Annotated in this window: 12 protein-coding genes; 4 read left to right on the top strand and 8 right to left on the bottom strand. The window is 66.1% G+C overall.

Going from position 1 to position 18,703, the window contains the following annotated elements; all coding sequences use genetic code 11:
• Positions 1 to 5: 5 nt before the first annotated feature.
• Together ACT53M_RS01160 and ACT53M_RS01165 are read right to left on the bottom strand one after the other, a co-directional pair.
• Positions 6 to 893, bottom strand: coding sequence for a proline iminopeptidase-family hydrolase (locus tag ACT53M_RS01160; protein ID WP_476230897.1), 888 nt, complete (start codon positions 891 to 893; stop codon positions 6 to 8).
• Positions 894 to 918: 25 nt separating this feature from the next.
• Positions 919 to 2,145, bottom strand: a complete 1,227-nt coding sequence (locus tag ACT53M_RS01165) for an MFS transporter (protein ID WP_476230899.1) — start codon at positions 2,143 to 2,145, stop codon at positions 919 to 921.
• Between the two features lie 151 nt (positions 2,146 to 2,296).
• Here ACT53M_RS01165 and ACT53M_RS01170 point away from each other — a divergent pair, with 151 nt between their 5' ends.
• Positions 2,297 to 3,991, top strand: coding sequence for a hypothetical protein (locus ACT53M_RS01170; RefSeq protein ID WP_476230901.1), 1,695 nt, complete (start codon positions 2,297 to 2,299; stop codon positions 3,989 to 3,991).
• Positions 3,992 to 3,995: 4 nt separating this feature from the next.
• Here the strand turns inward: ACT53M_RS01170 and ACT53M_RS01175 are convergent, their stop codons facing one another.
• From ACT53M_RS01175 to ACT53M_RS01185, 3 genes are read right to left on the bottom strand one after another with little or no spacing between them, the layout of a single operon-like run.
• Complete coding sequence (locus ACT53M_RS01175) at positions 3,996 to 5,525, bottom strand: DHA2 family efflux MFS transporter permease subunit (protein ID WP_476230902.1); 1,530 nt, start codon at positions 5,523 to 5,525, stop codon at positions 3,996 to 3,998.
• Between the two features lie 13 nt (positions 5,526 to 5,538).
• Positions 5,539 to 6,732, bottom strand: coding sequence for an EmrA/EmrK family multidrug efflux transporter periplasmic adaptor subunit (locus ACT53M_RS01180; RefSeq protein WP_476230904.1), 1,194 nt, complete (start codon positions 6,730 to 6,732; stop codon positions 5,539 to 5,541).
• Complete coding sequence (locus ACT53M_RS01185; protein WP_476230905.1) at positions 6,725 to 8,197, bottom strand: efflux transporter outer membrane subunit; 1,473 nt, start codon at positions 8,195 to 8,197, stop codon at positions 6,725 to 6,727. The genes ACT53M_RS01180 and ACT53M_RS01185 overlap by 8 nt, the downstream gene beginning before the upstream one ends.
• Before the next feature lie 101 nt (positions 8,198 to 8,298).
• Here ACT53M_RS01185 and ACT53M_RS01190 point away from each other — a divergent pair, with 101 nt between their 5' ends.
• Positions 8,299 to 8,934 (top strand): TetR/AcrR family transcriptional regulator, encoded by a 636-nt coding sequence (locus tag ACT53M_RS01190; protein WP_476230906.1) that lies wholly within the window; start codon positions 8,299 to 8,301, stop codon positions 8,932 to 8,934.
• A 45-nt stretch (positions 8,935 to 8,979) separates the two neighbouring features.
• On the opposite strand, the gene ACT53M_RS01195 is transcribed toward ACT53M_RS01190, so the two are convergent.
• Complete coding sequence (locus tag ACT53M_RS01195; RefSeq protein ID WP_476230907.1) at positions 8,980 to 10,713, bottom strand: MFS transporter; 1,734 nt, start codon at positions 10,711 to 10,713, stop codon at positions 8,980 to 8,982.
• A gap of 65 nt (positions 10,714 to 10,778) precedes the next feature.
• Complete coding sequence (locus ACT53M_RS01200; RefSeq protein WP_476230908.1) at positions 10,779 to 12,233, bottom strand: DcaP family trimeric outer membrane transporter; 1,455 nt, start codon at positions 12,231 to 12,233, stop codon at positions 10,779 to 10,781.
• A gap of 220 nt (positions 12,234 to 12,453) precedes the next feature.
• On the opposite strand from ACT53M_RS01200, the gene acs reads away from it, so the two are divergent.
• Complete coding sequence (acs, locus tag ACT53M_RS01205; protein WP_476230909.1) at positions 12,454 to 14,403, top strand: acetate--CoA ligase; 1,950 nt, start codon at positions 12,454 to 12,456, stop codon at positions 14,401 to 14,403.
• 13 nt (positions 14,404 to 14,416) lie between these two features.
• Positions 14,417 to 15,061: a LuxR C-terminal-related transcriptional regulator gene (locus tag ACT53M_RS01210; protein ID WP_476230911.1), complete on the top strand. Its 645-nt coding sequence runs from the start codon at positions 14,417 to 14,419 to the stop codon at positions 15,059 to 15,061.
• Here ACT53M_RS01210 and ACT53M_RS01215 read toward each other — a convergent pair.
• Positions 15,038 to 18,382, bottom strand: coding sequence for a hybrid sensor histidine kinase/response regulator (locus ACT53M_RS01215; protein ID WP_476230913.1), 3,345 nt, complete (start codon positions 18,380 to 18,382; stop codon positions 15,038 to 15,040). The genes ACT53M_RS01210 and ACT53M_RS01215 overlap by 24 nt on opposite strands.
• Between the last annotated feature and the right edge of the window lie 321 nt (positions 18,383 to 18,703).

An 18,703-nucleotide genomic window follows, 5' to 3' on the forward strand; every position in this document is an offset into this window, starting at 1 on the left:
CGCTGTCAAACGCGCCCGGTAACGTGGTCGAGAAAGCCGGTCAGTACCGCGAAATAGGCATCGGGCTCTTCGTAGAAGGGCATGTGCGAACTGTTCGGGAATACATGGATGCGCGCGTCGGGCAGGGCGCGGAACATCTTTTCCGAACAGGCCGGGGTCAATTCGTCATGCGCCCCGGTCAGCACCAGTGCGGGTGCGCTGATGCGGTGCATGTCGGGCACCCGGTTCCAGTTGGTCATGTTGCCGGTGAAGGTGAATTCGTTCGGCCCCTGCATGGTGTGGTAGGGGCCCATGTTCCAGTCCTCCAGAGCGCGGCTCAGCGTTTCCGGCCACTGCTTCAGCCGGCAGACATGGCGATAGTTGAGGATCGTGATCGCCGCCTGATATTCGGGATGATCCATGGTGCCGGCGGCTTCATGGGCGGCCATCATCGTCACCGTCTCGTAGCCCAGGCCTAGCTTCAGGCGCTTCAGCTCCTCGACAAGGTGGGGAATGTCGCACGCGCCATCAGCGAGGATCAGGCTGGCGATGCGTTCGGGATGCGTGAGCGCATATTCGGTGCCGAGCCAGGTGCCCCAGCTATGGCCGAGGAAATGGACTTTCTCCAGGCCGAAGGCTTCGCGCACGGCATCTGCCTCGGCAACATAGCGTTCGAGTGTCCAGAGGCTGGTGTCCTCGGGTCTGTCGGAATCGCCGCAGCCGAGCTGGTCCCAGGTGACGACGCGATAGCCCGCCTCGACCAGCCGCATATGTGGGGCGCGCAGATAGAGGCTGGGCAAGCCCGGCCCGCCATTGGCGAGCATCACCGTTTCCGGTCCCTCGCCGGCGCTATAGCCGATGACGTTATGCCCATCGGGTAGCGCAATGCGGATCCGGTGCGGCGTGGCGGTCATGCGGGTCGTTCCTTGGTACTGCGGATCATGCGGAAAATGCCGTCGGTTGGGAAATGCGGGCCCGGGCACGCCACAGCATCGCTAGCGGCAGCAGTACAGCGCAAGCCGCGAGCGATGCACCGGCATCGGTTGCCAGCATCGTCTGGAGTCCGCCATGATCGAAGGCCTGACCGTCTACTGCCTGCATATAGGTGATCGGCAGGCAGGTGGCGGCCTGCAGAAAGGCAAATTGCGTTGCCGCTAGGGGATTGTCGTTGCCGATGCTGCGGAACACGATCGTCGCCTCGACCGCGAAGGCCGCTGCCTGGAAGATGTTCTGGCCGATCAGGGCGAGCGTGAAGATGGCCGGCGTGCGCGGCATGCCGATCAGCGACAGCGTGAAGAGCGCGCCGGTCGTGCCGATCGCGAGATAGAGATAGAGGGGCTCGATTTGCCGTACGAGCCGCGGGACGCACAGAGAGCCGACAATCCCCGCGCCGGTCACGCCGATGCCCGCCACCGTGGCGACAAAGGCTTCGGTGGCGCCGAAACGTGCGCCCAGGCCGCCCAGCGTGTTGGTCAGCGCGAAGGAGGAAGCCGGCAGGCAGAAGAGGAACAGCGTGCGCAACACCACGGGCTTGCGCACCAGCGCAGCCAGATCGCGCCCCAGCGTGGCGAAACTCTCGCGAGCCCCCCGCTTCTCGCCGCTGGAGGCCGGGACGAACGGAAACAGCGCGAGCGGCAGCAGTATCAGTAACGCGCAGGCAATCGGCCCAGCAGGTTCCGGCAGGCCGCGCAGGAAGCTGATGAACAGGATCGCGCTCAGGCCGAAGCCGGCGACATTGCCGATCGTGAAGCCCGCGGCGAGCCGCCCTTCCTGCCCGGCGGGCACGACCAGGCTCAGCCATCCGCCAATGGCGTTATAATAGAGGTTGGAACAGAGATAGCCGGCGAACAGCAGTGCTGCGAGCAGCCGGGGGTGATCGAGGCTGTGCAGCGCCGCCAGCGCGAACAGTGCGCTCAATACCGCAAAGACGATCGCATAGCTGCGCCGGTCGAAGCGCACGTCGAGAATGGGTGCGACCAGAAATCCGGCAAAAGTGGGGATCAGCGCAATCGCCGTGATCGAAGAAATCGCGCCCTGAGGCATGCCCTTGGCCGCGAGCAGCTGCGGCATCGTCATCAGGCAGAGCGCACCATAGCTGCCGAAGCTGAGATTGGTCAGTCCCATCAGCGCGGGCGACAGATGAAAGCGACTGCGGCTGTTCGACATGGATGCTCCCGCCCGCGCCCGGGTGGCGCATTTGGTATTTAGTATCCGATTGTGATCGAAGGTCCAGCCTGATTGTTCCCCCGCCCATCATGCACAGGCTTCTTTGCGCCCGACAATGCCGATAAGGGGCAGGGCGGGGAGATAGACGTCAATGCAGTTGCCTGCTTCTGCTTCATCTGCCGGAACCGGCGCGGAACCCGGGCGGCGGCGTAGCGCCGTCGTTGCTGCGCTGCTGCTCGTGGCCACGATGCTGGCATTGGTGACGTGCGGCGGCCTGCTCGTTTATGGCGCCGGCCGGGGAATCGATCTGACCGACGAGATTTTTTACCTCGTCTGGGCGCGTGACCCGAACGCTTATTCGCTGCTGTATCAGCCGTTCGGGTATTTGCTGCATCCGCTGTTCCGGCTGGTGCAGGGCGATCTGCACTATTACCGGCTGGCGGGCTTTGCCGTCACGGCGGTCGCGGGCGCCGTGATGGGGGCAGCGCTTGCCCCCGACACCCGTGCGCGACTGCGGTTCATGTTCTTCGGCGCGGCCGCCGGCCTGACCATCTATTTCCCCTGGATCATCACTCCCAGCTATAATTCCGCTGCGAATGTCGGGGGCATGCTGCTGGTCGCCGGCGTGGCTGCACTCTCCTCGCCGCGCGCGAAGGTGCTGGCGGCAGCGTGTCTTTCGCTGGCAGCCGGGCTATGTCTCGCGCTCTTCGCCAAGCCGCCGCTGTTCGCGCTTTCGGCCCTGCTGATCCTGGCATTGGCGGCGTGGTGCTGGACCCGCGACCGCAACAAACGCTGGACGCTGCTGCTAGCGCTACTTCTGGGCGCAGGGCTGATCGCGTGTTTCCTGCCGCCCTGGCAGATGCCCGGCTTGATCGCACGGATGGCGAAAAGTCAGCACATACTGGCTCTCCCGAACACCCCGCTGCGCTTGCCGGTGAAGATCGCCCTCGATTGGCTGGCGGTGCCGCCGGCGCTCAGCGTCGCGGCGATCGCGTGCCTCGCCGGGCTGGTGCTGTGGCGGCATCGCTGGTCCGGCTGGCTCGGCGGAATCGCGATGGCGGCGGCGGCGTGGCATCTCGCCAGCGGCCTGCCGGATGTGCTGGATGCGAACATCCCCGAATTTATCGGCCTCGCGCTCGTCCTGGTCGCCTGCGGCTATGCGCTGGTGACGCGCCCGGCAGCGCTTCGGGATCGACTGATGCTGCTCCTGCTGCTGGCTATGCCGTCGGCGGTGGCGCTGGGGACGTTCAACAATCAATGGGCGCAGCTCGATTTCAGCATGGTCTTCCCGTTGCTGGCGCTGTTCCTGCTGGCGGCGCGCGATCCTGTTCGGTGGCGCAGCGGTGCGGTGCATCTGTTTTGCGTGCTTGCGCCCGGTGCGCTGATGCTGCTCGCGGCCAGCGCCCCCTATAGCCTGCCCGCGTCGATCTTTGCCCAGCAGACCCCGGTGCGGCATCCGATAACTGGCACGCGCATTCTCGTCGATCCGGAAACGGCGGATTTCGTCCGTGAAGCCGAAGGGCAGGCGAAGGGTGCGCTGCTGGTCGACCTGTCGGGTACCGGCCCCGGCGTCGCCGCGTCGCTGGGTGCGCAGGCGCCGGTGCTCCTCTGGCTCAATCCCGCCACGCCGACCTGGCCCGATGTCGTCTGGTCGCAGCTCGATGCGCGCGCGCGCGGCGGTGCCTGGTTCGTGACGCCGGTGTGGCCGCTGTTTCGCAATAGTGCGCCGGCGCGCTGGTTCGCCGCGCACCGGGCGCACTATTGCGCGACCGACTTGCCGGAGATGACCTTCTGGGACGAGGAGCGCCAGCTTCAGCTCTGGCGCCCCTGTTCCGGGGAAAAATGACCCGTCAGTGCGCCGCGCTGGTATCGACCTCACGGGTCGGGCGCGGGGTGAACCAGATGATCCCTGCGGCAAACACGAAGATGATCGCCGACAACAGGAAGATGTGCGTCGTTGCCAGCGTCAGTGCCTCGCGGTCGACCTGCATCGCGACCAGATTGCGCACCTGATCGACCGACATGCCATTGGCGGTCAGCGCGCGCAGCGTCGGGTCGGTGTTCAGCCGCGAAACGATCTCGCTGCGCGCGACCCGCGAACTGTCGTCCCACATGCTGGTCGAGATCGACGTGCCGATCGCGCCGGCCATCGTCCGCAGGAAGCTCATCACCCCCGCGGCCGAAGCAGTTTCGGCCGGCTCCACCGCACCCAGCGCCAGCGTGGTAAGCGGGATAAAGAAGAACGGCATGCCGAAGCCCTGGAGGAACTGCGGAAAGGCGAAGGTCCAGAAACCGGCGCCGCTGGTCCAATAGACGCGCAGGAGCGAAGAAAATCCCAACCAAAGGATGCCGAAGGAAACCAGCAGGCGGGGGTCCATCTTGGTCGAAAGGCGCGCGACGATCGGCGACATCACCACCGCCGCCACGCCCGACATCGCCGTCGCATAGCCGGCATCGGTGGCGGTGTAGCCTAGGCTTGACTGCAGCCATTGCGGGATGATCACTGCCGAGGCGAAGAAGGTCGCAAAGGCGAAGGAAAGAGAGATCACCGATACGGTGAAGCCGCGATGGCGAAACACCCGCAGATCGACGATTGGCTCGCGTTCGGTTCCTTCCCAGGCGAGGAAGACTGCAAAGCCGATCACCGCGATAACGCCCAGCGACACGATCATGTTGCTGTTGAACCAGTCATGCTCGCGGCCGAGATCAAGCATGATCTGCAGCGCACCGATCCACAGGATCATCAGCGCCAGACCATATTGGTCGATCGGCAACTTCGCGGTGTCGGTCTCGGCACGCAGCAGCAGGCGGACGCCGCCTATCGCGCAGATCGCCGCAATCGGGATGTTGATGAAGAAGATCCAGTGCCACGACCAGTTGTCGCTGATCGTGCCGCCCAGGATCGGCCCCAGGATCGGCGCGACCACCGTCGTCATCGCCCACAAGCCCATCGCCTGGGCGTGCTGGCTGGGCTTGAAGATGCGCAGCAGCAGCGTCTGGGTCAGCGGCATAAGCGGCCCGCCACACAGCCCCTGACCGATCCGGCACACGACCAGCATCGCCAGCGAGGTCGACATGCCGCAAAGCATCGAAAACACGCCGAACCCGATCATCCCGAAGATGAAGGTACGCACGGTGCCGAACCGCGCGGCCAGCCAGCCGGTCAGTGGCACGCACACCGCCTCGGCAACGGCATAGGAAGTGATGATCCAGGTGCCCTGGCTCGCCGAAATGCCCAGGCTGCCTGCGATATGCGGCACCGAGACATTGGCGATGGTGGTATCCAGCACGACCATGAAGTTGGTCAGCGCCAGAACCAGCCCGGCAAGGATCAGTGACGGCCCCTCGAGGAAGCCGCCGCGCTGCATTTGCCCGTTCATGGGACCGGGTTCCTTACTTGGCCGAGGTATCGATCTCGGCGTCCATCGACAGGCCGACGCGCAGCGGGTGCGCCTGCAGTTCTTTCGGGTCGAGCGCGACGCGCACCGGCAGGCGCTGGACCACCTTGATCCAGTTGCCGGTCGCGTTCTGCGCCGGGATCAGGGCGAAGGACGATCCGGTACCGCCCGAAAAGCCGACGACGCGGCCATGGAACTTGACGCCGCCGCCATAGAGGTCGGAGGTCAGCTCGACCGGCTGGCCGGGCTCCACCCGGGTCAGCTGGCCTTCCTTGAAGTTGGCATCGACATAGAGCTGGCCGATCGGCACGATCAGCATCAGTTGCGCGCCCGGCGCGACGCGCTGGCCCACCTGCACATTACGGCGGGTGATGACCCCGTCGATTGGCGCGCGGATCACGGTGCGCGACAGGTCGAGCTTGGCCTGCTCCACTTTGGCACGGGCGGCGAGCACTTCCGGCGCGGTCGTGGCGTTCACGCCGCGGACCAGCGCTTCGTTCGCTTCATACTGGCCGGTGGCGGCGCTGCGGGTCGAGCCTGCCTGCGCCAGCCCGGCGCGGGCGAGTTCCAGATTGGCGCGCGCGGATTCGAACGCGTTCGTGGCGGATGTCAGCTCTTCGCCCGACACCGCACCGTTCGGGGCAAGGCGCTGGCGCCGCTGCAAGTCGATACGCGCCTTGTCGTAATCGGCCTGCGCGGCGGCAACCTGCGCCTTCGCACGGATGATGTCGGCTTCGCGCGCCTGCACTTGCGCGGCGAGAGCGGAACTGGTGGCGCTGCTCTGGCCGAATTGGCGGCTGGCGCGGGCCAGCTCCGCCTCAGCCTGGGCCAGCGCAATGCGCGCATCGCTGTCGTCAAGCTGGACGAGCACGTCGCCCTTGTGCACCATCTGCGTATCGGAAACCGCGACGCTGATGACCGGCGCGGCGACCAGCGGGGTGATGCTGGCGGTGTCGGCGCCGACATAGGCATTGTCGGTGCTGACATAATGGCTGCCGACGAGCACGTACCAGCCGCCGAAGCCGCCGGCGGCGAGCACCACTGCACCGCCGATGCCAAGCATCAGCCGCTTGCGGAGCGACGCGCGGCCGCTCTCAGCCACAGGCTCGCTGGCGGAAGGGGCAGGGGCCTCCGTGCGGCGGGTGGCATCGTTGCGGGCGGCGTGGATAGCGGGTTCGGCATCAGCCATGGGTCGAGACCTCGGAAGCGGCCGCAGCCGCATGGTTGGTGGAAAAGCCTCCGCCGAGCGCGCGGACGAGCTGGACGTCGAGCGCAAACGCGCGCGCTTCCAGTTCGGCAACGGTCTGGCGGCTCTGCAACACCCTCTCCTCGGCGGTCAGAACATCCAGGAAACGCGACAGGCCGCCTTCATAGCGTTGCCTGGCGATGGAATAAGCCTGTTCGGAATCGGCAAGCGCCTGGCGGCTTTCGGCAAGCCGCGTGGCGAGCGCCTTCTGGCTGGTCACGGCATCGGCGACGTCATGGAACGCCTGCGTGACGCTGTTGTCGTAACTGGCGACGGCTTCGTCATAGGTCGCACGGGCGCCGGCATATTGGCCGCGCAATTCGCCACCATGGAAGATCGGCAGGCTGATCGCCGGGCCACCCTGTAGCACCGAGGCTCCGTTGCCGTTGACAAGGTTGTCGAGGCCCGGGCCGCCATAGCCGATCAGTGCGCTCAGCTTCAGCGAGGGATAAAAGGCGGCGCGCGCGACCTTGATCCGACTGGCGGCGGCTTCAACCCGGGCACGCGCGGCGGCGATGTCGGGGCGGCGACCGATCAGATCGGTGGTCACGTCGGCGGGCAGCGCGCGGGCTTCAGCCGGGGTGGTGGGCAGCGCGATATCGAGTCCCCGGTCCGGGCCCTGGCCGAGCAGTGCGGCGATGCGGTTGCGGGTCAGGCCGATCTGTTCGTCGGTAGCGGCGAGGTCGGCGCGGGCAGCAGGCACGGCTGCGTCCGCCTGCTTCACTTCCGCGCGCGTTTCGAGCCCGTTGGCATAGCGGTCGGCAACGAGCTTCTGCGTCTCCAGCCGGACCTGCAGCGCCCGTTCCTGCACCTTGCCGTCGGCGGAAAGGCGGACCAGATCGGCATAGGCGGCGGCGATATTGGTGGAGAGGGCCAGCCGTGCCTGCGCCAGTTCCAGCCGCGCAGCATCTGCGTCCGAAAGCGCGGCGCGCAGCGAAGCGCGGTTCTTGCCCCACAGGTCGAAGTCGAAGCTGAAATTGGCCGTGCCGAACCCGACATCCTGCCAGCCCGAAGGCAGCACGCCCGAAGGCAGCGCCTGACCGGCATTGATCTTGGTTTCGGCCACCGACGCGCTGGCGTCGAGGCGCGGCAAGCGTGCAGCGCCCGCCTGAACGGCATAGGCCTCGGCGGAACGCAGTCGCGCTGCGGCGACGTCCAGATCCGGCGTGCCGCGCAGGCCCTCTTCGATCAGTGCGGTCAGCTGGGTGTCGCCATAGGCGGTCCACCAATTGTCGGCCGGCCATTGCGCCTGCGCTGCGTCGCTGGCCAGCGAGCGGCTGGCGGCAAAGCTGTCTGCCGTGCGCATTTCCGGGCGCGCGCCCAGATTGGGCACCGGCGCGCAAGCGGACAGTGCCGCAGCCGCGACGGAGGCGAGCAACAGGGAGGCATGCAGCGTGCGAATCGTCATCGGGGCAAAAACCGTACTAATGGGTACAGGTTCCAGATGGGGACGCGGCCCAACCTTGTCAACACAAAATCGTACCCTATAGTATGGTTATGGAGAGCGTTGTGACCCCGGTCGTCAGCAAGCGCGAGGCACGCAAGCAGGATCGCCGTGCAGCGATCCTCTGCATCGCGAAACGGCATTTCATGGAACATGGCTATGCGGCCGTGTCGATGTCGGCGATTGCGGCCGAACTGGGCGGTTCGAAAGGTACGCTTTGGAGTTATTTTTCATCCAAGGAAGACCTGTTCACTGCCACGATCGAAGAGGCGACCAAGAGCTATCGCGAGCAGCTAACGGCGTTGCTGCGACCATCGGACGATCTGCGCGGCACGCTCACGGCGTTTGCCCGCAGCCTGATCCGGAAAGTGACGTCGCTGGAGGTGGTACAGCTACACCGGGTGATCGCCAGCGAGGCGGCATGGTCGCCCGAACTGGGCAAGATCTTCTATCGCCGCGGTCCGCTGCGCACTCGCGAGCTGGTGGCCGAGCTTTTGGCGGACGCGATGGACAAGGGGCAGCTACGGCGTACCGATCCACTCCGCGCGTCTTTTGTACTCTGCAGCCTATGCGCGAGCGACGTGCACCAGCGCGCGGTGCTCGGCTGTGCGTTCAGCGACGCCGATATCGACAGTGAAGCCGACTATATCGTGGACATCTTCATGCGCGCCTTCGGGCCGGAAACGGCCGATGTCGCCTGAACGCAACAAGGCCGGCTTGCGCCGGCCTTGCCGCATCGTTCGGTATCAGGCGTCGACATCGCGCCGGAAGGTCTCCGGCAGGAAGAGCAGCCCGAACACCAGCGTCGCCATTGCAACCACTACGGGGTACCAGAAGCCGTAGTAGATATTGCCGTTCGCTGCGACCATCGCGAAGCCGATTGCCGGCAGCAATCCGCCCAGCCAGCCATTGCCGATATGGTAGGGCAGCGACATCGAGGTGTAGCGGATGCGGCTGGGGAACAGCTCGACCAGCATCGCTGCGATCGGGCCATATACCATGGTCACCAGCAGCACGAGGTAGAAGAGCAGCGCCACCACCAGCGGCTTGTTCATCGCGGCGGGATCGGCCTTGGTCGGATAGCCCACCTTGGCCAGCTCACCGGTGACCGCGGGCTTGGCGGGCTCGCTGCCCTTGGCGGGCACGGCCGGTGCGCCGATCACCTGGGCGGTGAAGGCGGCGATGGCCTTTTTGCGGGCGTCGCCGGTCACCTGCCGCGGATCGGGCGCGGTGAAGCGCTTGCCGCCGATGGTGATGGTGGCCAGTGTGCCCGGCGCCGCAGCGACATTCTCGTAATTGATACCCGCCTTGGCGAGCGCATTCTTGACGATGTCGCAGCTGGTCGTGTCGAACTTGTTCTGGCCCACAGGGTCGAACTGCGACGAGCATTCGCCTTTATAGGCGGTGACGGTGACGGGGGCCGATGCCAGCGCCCGGGCCAGCGCAGGATTGGCGGCGTTGGTCAGGGCGTGGAACACCGGGAACAGCGTCAGCGCCGCCAGTGCGCAGCCGGTCAGGATGATCGGCTTGCGGCCGATCTTGTCCGACAGCCAGCCGAAAAACAGGAAGAACGGCGTGGCGAGCAGCAGCGCCGTGATGGCAAGGGTATTGGCGGTGAGGCCGTCGACCTTCAGCATCTTCTCGAGGAAGAACAGCGCATAGAGCTGGCCAGTGTACCAGATCACCGCCTGACCCGCGATCGCGCCGAAAAAGGCGATCAGCACGATCTTCAGATTGCCCCATTTGCCGAACGCTTCGGTCAGCGGCGCCTTGGATGCCGTGCCTTCCGCCTTCATCTTTTTGAACACCGGGGATTCGTGGAGCTTCAGGCGCAGCCACAGACCAACGGCCAGGAAGATGCCGGAAAGCAGATAGGGGACGCGCCAGCCCCATGCCTTGAATGCTTCCTCGCCCACGCCGGTCACGGGCGAGCGGACGGTGATGACGATCAGCAGCGCCATCGCCAGCCCGGCAGTGGCGGTGATCTGGATCCAGCTCGTGTAGAAGCCGCGCTTCCCCTCCGGTGCGTGTTCGGCGACATAGGTGGCAGCACCACCATATTCGCCGCCCAGCGCCAGCCCCTGGAACATGCGCAGCACCACCAGCATGATCGGGGCGGCGACGCCGGCCGTCTTGTAGGTAGGCAGGCAGCCGACCAGGAAGGTCGAAAGGCCCATCACCAGCAGGGTGATGATGAAGGTGTAGCGCCGCCCGACCATGTCGCCGATGCGCCCGAACACCAGCGCGCCGAACGGCCGCACGATGAAGCCGGCCGCGAATACCAGCAGCGCCATGATGAACGAAGTCGTCGGGTTCAGCCCGGTCAGGAACTGCGCGGCGATGATCGTCGTCAGCAGGCCGTACAGGTAGAAGTCATACCATTCGAATACCGTGCCCAGCGAACTGGCGGTAATCACCAGCTTCTCGCTGCGCGTCGCCTCATGATGCCGTGGCAGGGCATCGTCATAGGTGGTTGCCATCGCACTCTCTCCCGTTGGGCGGGCGGCTGTTCTGTGTGATCGCCCGCGCTTGTTTCCGGCGCCGCTCAGAACCCGTATTTTGCGGCGAACTCTACGCGATCCAGCTGGCCCTTTGCGCCCGAGACCAGCTCGCGCTCGCCATGGCGGTATTCGATGCCGACATCGACATTCTTGACCGGCGAGTAGAACAGGTTCGCACCCACGCTGAAGGCACGCTTGTTATACGCTGCGATACTGGCAAGCGGCAGCGCGCTTGCATAGTCGGCCTTCTGATACGCGCCCATCAGGTTGACGCGCCATTGTTCGGCCAGCGGAACCCGCACTGCCGCCATGGCCGCCAGCACATTGACATGTTCCAGCACGCCGCGGGTCGGGACATAGACCGCATCGGGCGCGAAATTGAGCCCGACATAGCGGCTGATGTCGCGCCCATAGGTGAGCATCAAGCGCAAGTCGGCGGTCTTCGCGCCGTTGAGCCACAGCTTGCCGGCGCCCGACAGCCCATAGCCGCCTTGGGTGAGGCCGCTGCCCGCCGCATCGACGCGGATCTGGCGGACCAGCCCGGCGAGCGACAATTCGCCGAAAGTACCGGCATAGGTGAGCCGCGCGGCCGCGTCGGGCAGATGGTCGGTGCCGTTTTCAACCATCGTCGCGGTGCCGAGCGTGACCGTGGCGCTTTCGGGGTTTTCGACCGAGACGCTGAGCGTTGCCGCCTTGGACAGCGGCGCCGTATAGCGGATCTGCGGCTGGCGGCTGAAGACCGTGCCTTCGACACCGCCGACATAGTCGGTGCTTTCGGGCAGCGCCGCGACATATTGGAAGTTGGTCCATTCCTGGCCGATCAGCACGCGATCGACCTGCAGCCAGGCCCGGCGCAACGCCAGCGTGTAGCCGTTGGTCGTACGCTGCGATCCGCCACCGGTAATCGCCGGGGCGGCATTGGCATCGACCTGAAAGTCGGTCTCGACATAGCCCTTCACCTGGTGGCCGGCGACGGTCGAGGCCAGGTTGAGCCAAAGCCGCGTTTGCTTGGCGCTGAAATCGGTATCGGTGGTCGCCTTGCCGCCCACCGGGATCGTCTGCGCTAGGTAAAAGTCGCGGCCCAGTGAGTTGGTGGCGACGGTGCCGTCGGCAAAGCGGCTGTTCGACGCCACGAGCTTCACGAAGCCACCCAGCTTGATCGTGGTATTGCCGCTGCGCATGCCCTCCGGCACCGGTTTGGCTTCGAGCGCGGCGACCTTGGCGGCGGTAGCATCGCTTTTTGCGGTCGCGGCGGCGGCGCTTGCCTTGGCTGCTTCGGCGATTTCGGCGCTGCGCTGGGCAGCGGCGGCCGCGTCGGCATTTTGCTGCGCCCGACTTGCCTGCAGCGCCGAGCGCATTTCCGTCAGTTCCGCTTCCAGCCTGGCGAGCCGTGCTTCGAGCGCCGCTTCGCGTTCGCTTTGCCGGGCGTGGTGCGCGGACTGCGCTTGTGCCGCGGCGGGTGCGACCAGCGCCGTTGCGCCCAGCAATGCGGCAATCATCCTCTGTCGGGTTACGGCTTTCGACCTAGCCATCATCCTCTCCCACTGTGCGTTCTTCTGCGGGCGAGTGTGCGCCTGCCTGCCGGGTGCCGCCCAGCGGGACCATGGTCGCCCCTCCTCGACCTTGGTCGGGGGTCCGAAGCGGTGTGGTGCGTCCTAGACTGGGCGGAATTGAAATGCGGGGGCGCGTTGGCCCTGCCCGTGAGGAGAGGAGAGCCCAATGTCAGAACTCGTCCATCCGGTGCCCGAAGCCTGGGCCAAGAATGCCTTGATCGATGCCGATCGCTACCAGGCGCTGTATCAGCAGTCGCTCGACGAGCCGGAAGCCTTCTGGCGGCAGGAAGCGCAGCGGCTCGACTGGATGCAGCCCTTCGCCCGGGTGAAGCGCACCAGCTTCCATGAGGAGGACTTCGGCATACGCTGGTTCGAGGATGGCGCGCTCAATATCGCGGCCAACTGCCTCGACCGGCATCTGGCCGCGCGCGGCGACACCATCGCGATCCTGTGGGAAAGCGACGACCCCGCCGAGCGGGAGCGCCGGATCAGCTACCGCCAGTTGCACGAGGATGTCTGCCGTTTCGCCAATCTGCTGGCGTCGCGCGGCGTCCATCGCGGTGACCGGGTCACGCTCTATCTGCCGATGGTGCCGGAGGCGGCGGTGGCGATGCTCGCCTGCGCGCGGATCGGTGCGATTCATTCGGTGGTATTCGCCGGCTTCTCGCCCGATGCGCTGGCCGGTCGCATCCTCGATTGCGGATCGCGGGTCGTGGTGACGGCGGACGAGGGGCTGCGCGGCGGCCGGCGCGTGCCGCTCAAGGCCAATGTCGACGAAGCGCTGACGCACTGTCCGGAGGTCGACAGCGTCATCGTGCTGAAGCGTACCGGCGCCGGGGTGCCGATGCAGGCCGGTCGTGATGTCGACTGGCACGACGGTGTCGCCGCGCAGCCGGTCGAGTGCCCGCCTGCGGCAATGAATGCCGAAGACCCCTTGTTCATTCTCTATACGTCGGGCTCCACCGGCAAGCCCAAGGGCGTGCTCCACACCACCGGTGGCTACGCCGTCTGGGCATCGATGACGCACCAGTACATCTTCGATTATCGCCCGGGGCAGATATTCTGGTGCGCGGCGGACATCGGCTGGGTCACGGGCCACAGCTATGTCGTCTATGGACCGCTGATCAACGGCGCGACCACGGTGATGTTCGAAGGCGTGCCGAACTGGCCCGATCCGTCGCGCTTCTGGCAGGTTGTCGACAAATTCGGAGTCGAGATTTTCTACGGCGCCCCCACCGCACTACGGGCGCTGATGCGCGAGGGCGATAGCTGGGTGCAGAAGACCAGCCGTTCCTCGCTCAAACTGCTCGGCTCGGTCGGCGAGCCGATCAATCCCGAGGCCTGGGAATGGTATCACCGCGTCGTGGGCGAGGGTCGTTGCCCGATCGTCGACACCTGGTGGCAAACCGAAACCGGCGCGGCGATGATCACGCCGCTGCCCGGCGCGACGGACCTGAAGCCCGGCTCCGCGAGCAAGCCGATGTTCGGCGTGCGGCCCCAGCTGGTCGATAATGACGGCAATGTCATCGAAGGGGCGGGCGAGGGTTGCCTGGTCGTCGCCGATAGCTGGCCCGGCCAGATGCGGGGCGTGTGGGGCGATCCGGAGCGGTTCTTCCAGACCTATTTCACCACCTTCGCCGGCAAATATTTCACCGGCGACGGCTGCCGCCGCGACGCGGACGGCTATTACTGGATCACCGGCCGGATCGACGACGTGATCAATGTCTCGGGTCACCGCATGGGTACGGCCGAAATCGAAAGCGCACTCGTCGCGCATGAAGCCGTGGCCGAGGCGGCCGTGGTTGGGATGCCGCATGCGATCAAGGGGCAGGGCATCTACGCCTATGTTACCACCAATGCCGAGATCGAACCTGACGACGCGCTGCGCCGCGCGCTGGTGCAATGGGTGCGGCACGAGATCGGCCCGATCGCCACACCGGACGTGATCCAGTTCGCGCCCGGCCTGCCCAAGACCCGGTCGGGCAAGATCATGCGCCGCATCCTGCGCAAGATCGCGGAAAATGAAGTGTCGAATCTAGGGGATATCTCTACCTTGGCGGACCCGTCGGTTGTCGACAATCTGATCGCCAACCGTCCGCAACTCGCGGAGGCATGAACCGGAGAGGGATTTGCCCGGCGCCATCCTGATCGCCGACGATCATCCGCTGTTCCGCCAGGCGCTGGGTCTGGCGGTCAGTCGGGTGCGACCGGAGGCGCGGGTGGTGGAGGCGGGCACGCTCGCGGCCGCCGCGCGGGCAGTTGAAGAGGTGAAGGCGTCGGGTGAGCCGCTGGCGCTTATCCTGCTCGACCTGAAGATGCCTGGGGCCGTCGGCTATTCGGGTATCGCATTGCTCCATGCCGAATGTCCCGCCGTGCCGATCCTGGTGGTATCGAGTGCGGAAGGGGCTGCCGCTGCCGAGGAAGCGCGGGCCTTCGGGGCGATCGGTTTCCTGCGCAAGGACAGCGATCTGGGCGCGATCGAAACTGCGATCGGCCGCGCGCTGAGCGGCAGTGCGCGTCCCGTACCGGTGGCGCTCGCCGATGCCGAGCTGGCGCCGGTGCGCGAGACGGTCGCAAAGCTGACGCCTACCGAGCTGAAGGTGCTGCTCGCCGTGCTCGACGGCCAGCTCAACAAGCAGATCGCGCACCAGCTGGGCATCGCCGAAACGACGGTGAAGGCGCATATGACGGTTATCATGCGCAAGCTCGACGTCAGCAACCGTACCCAGGCGGCGCTGGTTGCGCGTTCGCTAGGGCTCGACCTGCGCCACTGACACCGTATCGAGGAAGCGTCGCAGCGCTTCCGGATCGATCGGTTTCGCGTAGAGCGTGATGCCTTCGGCCGCCGCACGGGCGGCGAGCGCGGCGCCGGTTTCGGCGGTAACAAGCGCCGCGGGCAGGGCGGGCCAGGTTTCGCGCAGCGCGGCAATCAGGTCGAAGCCGTCGAGGCATTCGTCACCCAGCCGCAGGTCGGCGATTACGGCATCAAATGGGCCCGGCGCCGCCAGCGCGGTTCGGCTGTCCTGCGCGGCAACGGGAATATGCCCCAACTGGTGGAGCAGCGCGACGCTGGCCTCGACGATCCGCGGGTCGTCATCGACCACCAGCAGCCGCAGCGATCCCCCGTTCGCGGGCAGGTCGTGCTCGGCGGCTGTGGTGGAGGGTGCGGGCGGGCTGTGCATCGCGAGGCGCAGGCTGAAACGGCTGCCCCGGCCGGGCACCGACCGCACTTCCACTGTTCCGTCGATCAGCCGGGCGATGCGATCGACCAGTGCCAGCCCCAGCCCTTGGCCCTCGACATCGACCGTGCCGAGCCGAGTGAATTCGCCGAAGATGCTGCCGATCTGCTCTTCGGCGATACCGACGCCGGTGTCGACCACATCGATCCGCCATTCCCGCCCGTGTCGCCGTACCCCGATCAGCACGCCGCCCTTGCGGGTATAGCGGATCGCATTGACCAGCAGGTTCTGCACCACTGAACGGACCAGTCCCGGGTCGCTCTCTACCGCGCCGGGCAGCGGGCCGATGCGCAGCGCCAGGCCTTTCGCCTCGGCCATGGGCCGCAGCCCCTCTGCGATATCGATCAGGAACGGCGCAAGCCGGATCGTCTCCGGCACCGGCTGCACCCCGCCCGCATCGATCCTGCTGATGTCGAGCAGCGCGCGCAGCAGATCCTCGGCGCCCCGGATCGATCCGTCGAGCCGCGACAGGATCGGTCGCATCGTCGGCGCGATGTCGCGCTCCAGCGCCGCCGCGAACAGTCGGGCGGCGTGGAGCGGCTGGAGCAGGTCGTGGCTGGCGGCGGCGAGGAAGCGGGTTTTCTCCCGGTCGGCTGCTGCCAGCCTGCGATTGGCCTCCGACAGTTCATGGGTGCGTTCCGCGACGCGATCTTCCAGCGCTTCCAGCGTCTCGCGCAGCGCCTCGCGGGCGCGGGCCTCGCTGGTGACGTCGGTGAAGCTCATCACATAGCCGCCGCCGGGCATCGGTCCGCCGACGGTCTTGATGACGCGTCCGTCGGATCGCTTGCGTTCGAAGCTGTGCTCCAGACCGCGCCGCAGATGTTCGAGCCGCTTCTCGACATGGAAGTCGATACTGCCCGGCCCGAAATCGCCGCGCTGCGCATTGTGGCGGATCAGGTCGGCAACGGGCGTGCCGATGCGGACCAGCCCCTCGGGATAATCGAACAATTCAAGATAGCGGCTATTCCAGGCGACGAGGGTAAGTTCCGAATCGACCACGCTGACGCCTGCGTCCATATTCTCGAAGGTCGCAGCGAGCAGCGGGCGCGAGAAGCGCAGGCTCTGTCCGCCTTCGTCGAGCAGCTGCGTTACCTGATCCAGCCGCATCGTGCCGCCGGCCAGCGCGGAGGCGACCAGTGTCCGGGCCGAAGCGGCGCCGATCACGCGGGCGATCAGTTCCTGCGCCTTGCGAGCCGCCGCGCGGGTAACAGGCTGGTCGGCGGCCAAATCGCCAAGCTCGCTGGCGGCGCGCTCCTCTCCCACAAAGCTTGCCGTCAGCCGGGTGAGTTCGCCGATATTGGTGACAGGGCGCTGCTCGCGAAGGAAGCGGGGCAGGGCGGGCGGCGACAGTTTGCGGGCTGCGAGTGCCGCATGGACCAGCAGATTGGCGCCCAGGCTCCACACCACGCCATGCACCAGCGGCGACATGCCCTGCAGACCCAGCAGGTGGATGGGGTCCAGCGGCGTGGCCGCCAGCGCCGCCAGCCAGCGGTCGGGCAGCACCGGCGGCAGCGCCAGCGTGTAGAGCCATAGCAGCAGTCCGGTAGCGAGGCTTGCGCGCGCGGCCAGCGGGTCATGGTCGCGGCCATAGGCGGCCAGGATCAGGTGCGGCGTATATTGTGCCGTGGCGGCAAAGGCGATCAGCCCGATTGATGCCAGCGAGTTGCGCGCCGAAATGGCGAGGCCCCATGCCAGCGCCGCGAACATGATCGTGCCGATCGACGCCCGGCGCACGAACAGCATCCGCCGCCCGATCGAGCCTGCGCCGCTCGGCAGTCCCCGCCGGATGACGCTGGGAAAGATCAGGTCGTTCGACACCATGGTGGCGAGTGCCGTGGTCTCTACCACAGCCATCGATGCTGCCGCACTCACGCCGCCCAGCAGCGCGCAGGCCAGGACCAGAGATGCGCCGCCGGCGGCGGGCAGGGCGAGCACATAGAGGTCCGGCGCCATGCCTGCCGGGAGGACGGTGATCCCTGCCAGCGCGATCGGCAGCACCAGCAGCGCCATCAGTGCGATATAGCCGGCAAGCGCAAAACGGGCGCGGACGAAATCCTGCGGCCGTTGGGCCTCGACCATACCCATATAGAATTGCCGCGGCAGGCCGATCACTGCGAGCGCGGAAATCAGACCGATCGTGATCGTGTCGATCGAGAGATGCTCGCCGCCGAACAATGCACCAAAGCGTGTGAAGCCCGCCATGGCCACGGCACGGCCCTGGGCGAGCAGCACCCAGCCGGCAAACAGCGTCACTACGCACAGCGCGGCAATCTTCACCAGCGAATCGACGCCGATGGCATAGACGAGGCCCTCGCTCCGGCCCGAAAGTTCGAATCGCCGCGCGCCGAAGGAAATTGCGAACACCGCCAGCAGCAGCGCGGCGGCGATCATCACCGGCTGGACCATGCCGATGCCCGAAGCCGCGCTGAGCGCAATGCCGATCGAGCGCAGCTGGAGCGCGACATAGGGTATCGAGCCCAGCAGCGCGATCACTGTCACCAGCCGTGCGACCACCGGATCATTGGCAAAGCGCGCGGCGATGAAGTCGGACACGTTGGTCGCCTGTTCGCTGGCCACCGCCTCCCCCAGCCGGCGGAAAAATCGCGGCGCGAGCAGCAGTGCCAGGATCGGCGCCGCATAGATCGGCAGGTAATTCCAGCCGTCGCGCACCACGCTGCCGACGGCGCCGTAAAAGGTCCAGCTTGAACAATAGACCCCGAGCGCCAGCGCATAAGCGAGGTTGCGCATGCCGGTACGCGCAGGTCTTGCGCCGCGCCGTTCGACGATCGCGGCGATGCTGAACAGCGCCAGCACCAGGCCGATTGCCAGCAATGCCGCAGCGCCGGGGCCGATCATTTCCGCCCGTCTCCCTCTCCCGCTGAAAGCCTAGAAGGTCGCAGATGGGGTGCAAGCGAAAATCAATTTCATGCCGATTCGGTGGTTTTGATCGGTCCGCGAACCGGCGGCATTGCACTGGTCCGCTCGAAATGCATGGAATTGCGTATCTTTGTAACATTTTTCACCGCTGCAGACGCGGAAAAATGAAAATATTATGAGAAATTTGCGCTGCAATGCGTCATGAAAACTTCCCGATCCTGAAATCTGCCGCGCCTAGGAGCGCGCTTAGCCACGTTGGAACGGCTGGCACTCAGGGACGATATTCCACTAGGGGAAAAT

Source organism: Sphingomonas sp. DMC6, from assembly GCF_056314225.1.

What these genes read in the sequence shown, in the direction of transcription:
- ACT53M_RS01160 (WP_476230897.1), bottom strand. Translation starts at nt 893, where the DNA reads ATGACCGCCACGCCGCACCGGATCCGCATTGCGCTACCCGATGGGCAT.
- ACT53M_RS01165 (WP_476230899.1), bottom strand. Translation starts at nt 2,145, where the DNA reads ATGTCGAACAGCCGCAGTCGCTTTCATCTGTCGCCCGCGCTGATGGGA.
- ACT53M_RS01170 (WP_476230901.1), top strand. Translation starts at nt 2,297, where the DNA reads ATGCAGTTGCCTGCTTCTGCTTCATCTGCCGGAACCGGCGCGGAACCC.
- ACT53M_RS01175 (WP_476230902.1), bottom strand. Translation starts at nt 5,525, where the DNA reads ATGAACGGGCAAATGCAGCGCGGCGGCTTCCTCGAGGGGCCGTCACTG.
- ACT53M_RS01180 (WP_476230904.1), bottom strand. Translation starts at nt 6,732, where the DNA reads ATGGCTGATGCCGAACCCGCTATCCACGCCGCCCGCAACGATGCCACC.
- ACT53M_RS01185 (WP_476230905.1), bottom strand. Translation starts at nt 8,197, where the DNA reads ATGACGATTCGCACGCTGCATGCCTCCCTGTTGCTCGCCTCCGTCGCG.
- ACT53M_RS01195 (WP_476230907.1), bottom strand. Translation starts at nt 10,713, where the DNA reads ATGGCAACCACCTATGACGATGCCCTGCCACGGCATCATGAGGCGACG.
- ACT53M_RS01200 (WP_476230908.1), bottom strand. Translation starts at nt 12,233, where the DNA reads ATGATTGCCGCATTGCTGGGCGCAACGGCGCTGGTCGCACCCGCCGCG.
- acs (WP_476230909.1), top strand. Translation starts at nt 12,454, where the DNA reads ATGTCAGAACTCGTCCATCCGGTGCCCGAAGCCTGGGCCAAGAATGCC.
- ACT53M_RS01215 (WP_476230913.1), bottom strand. Translation starts at nt 18,382, where the DNA reads ATGATCGGCCCCGGCGCTGCGGCATTGCTGGCAATCGGCCTGGTGCTG.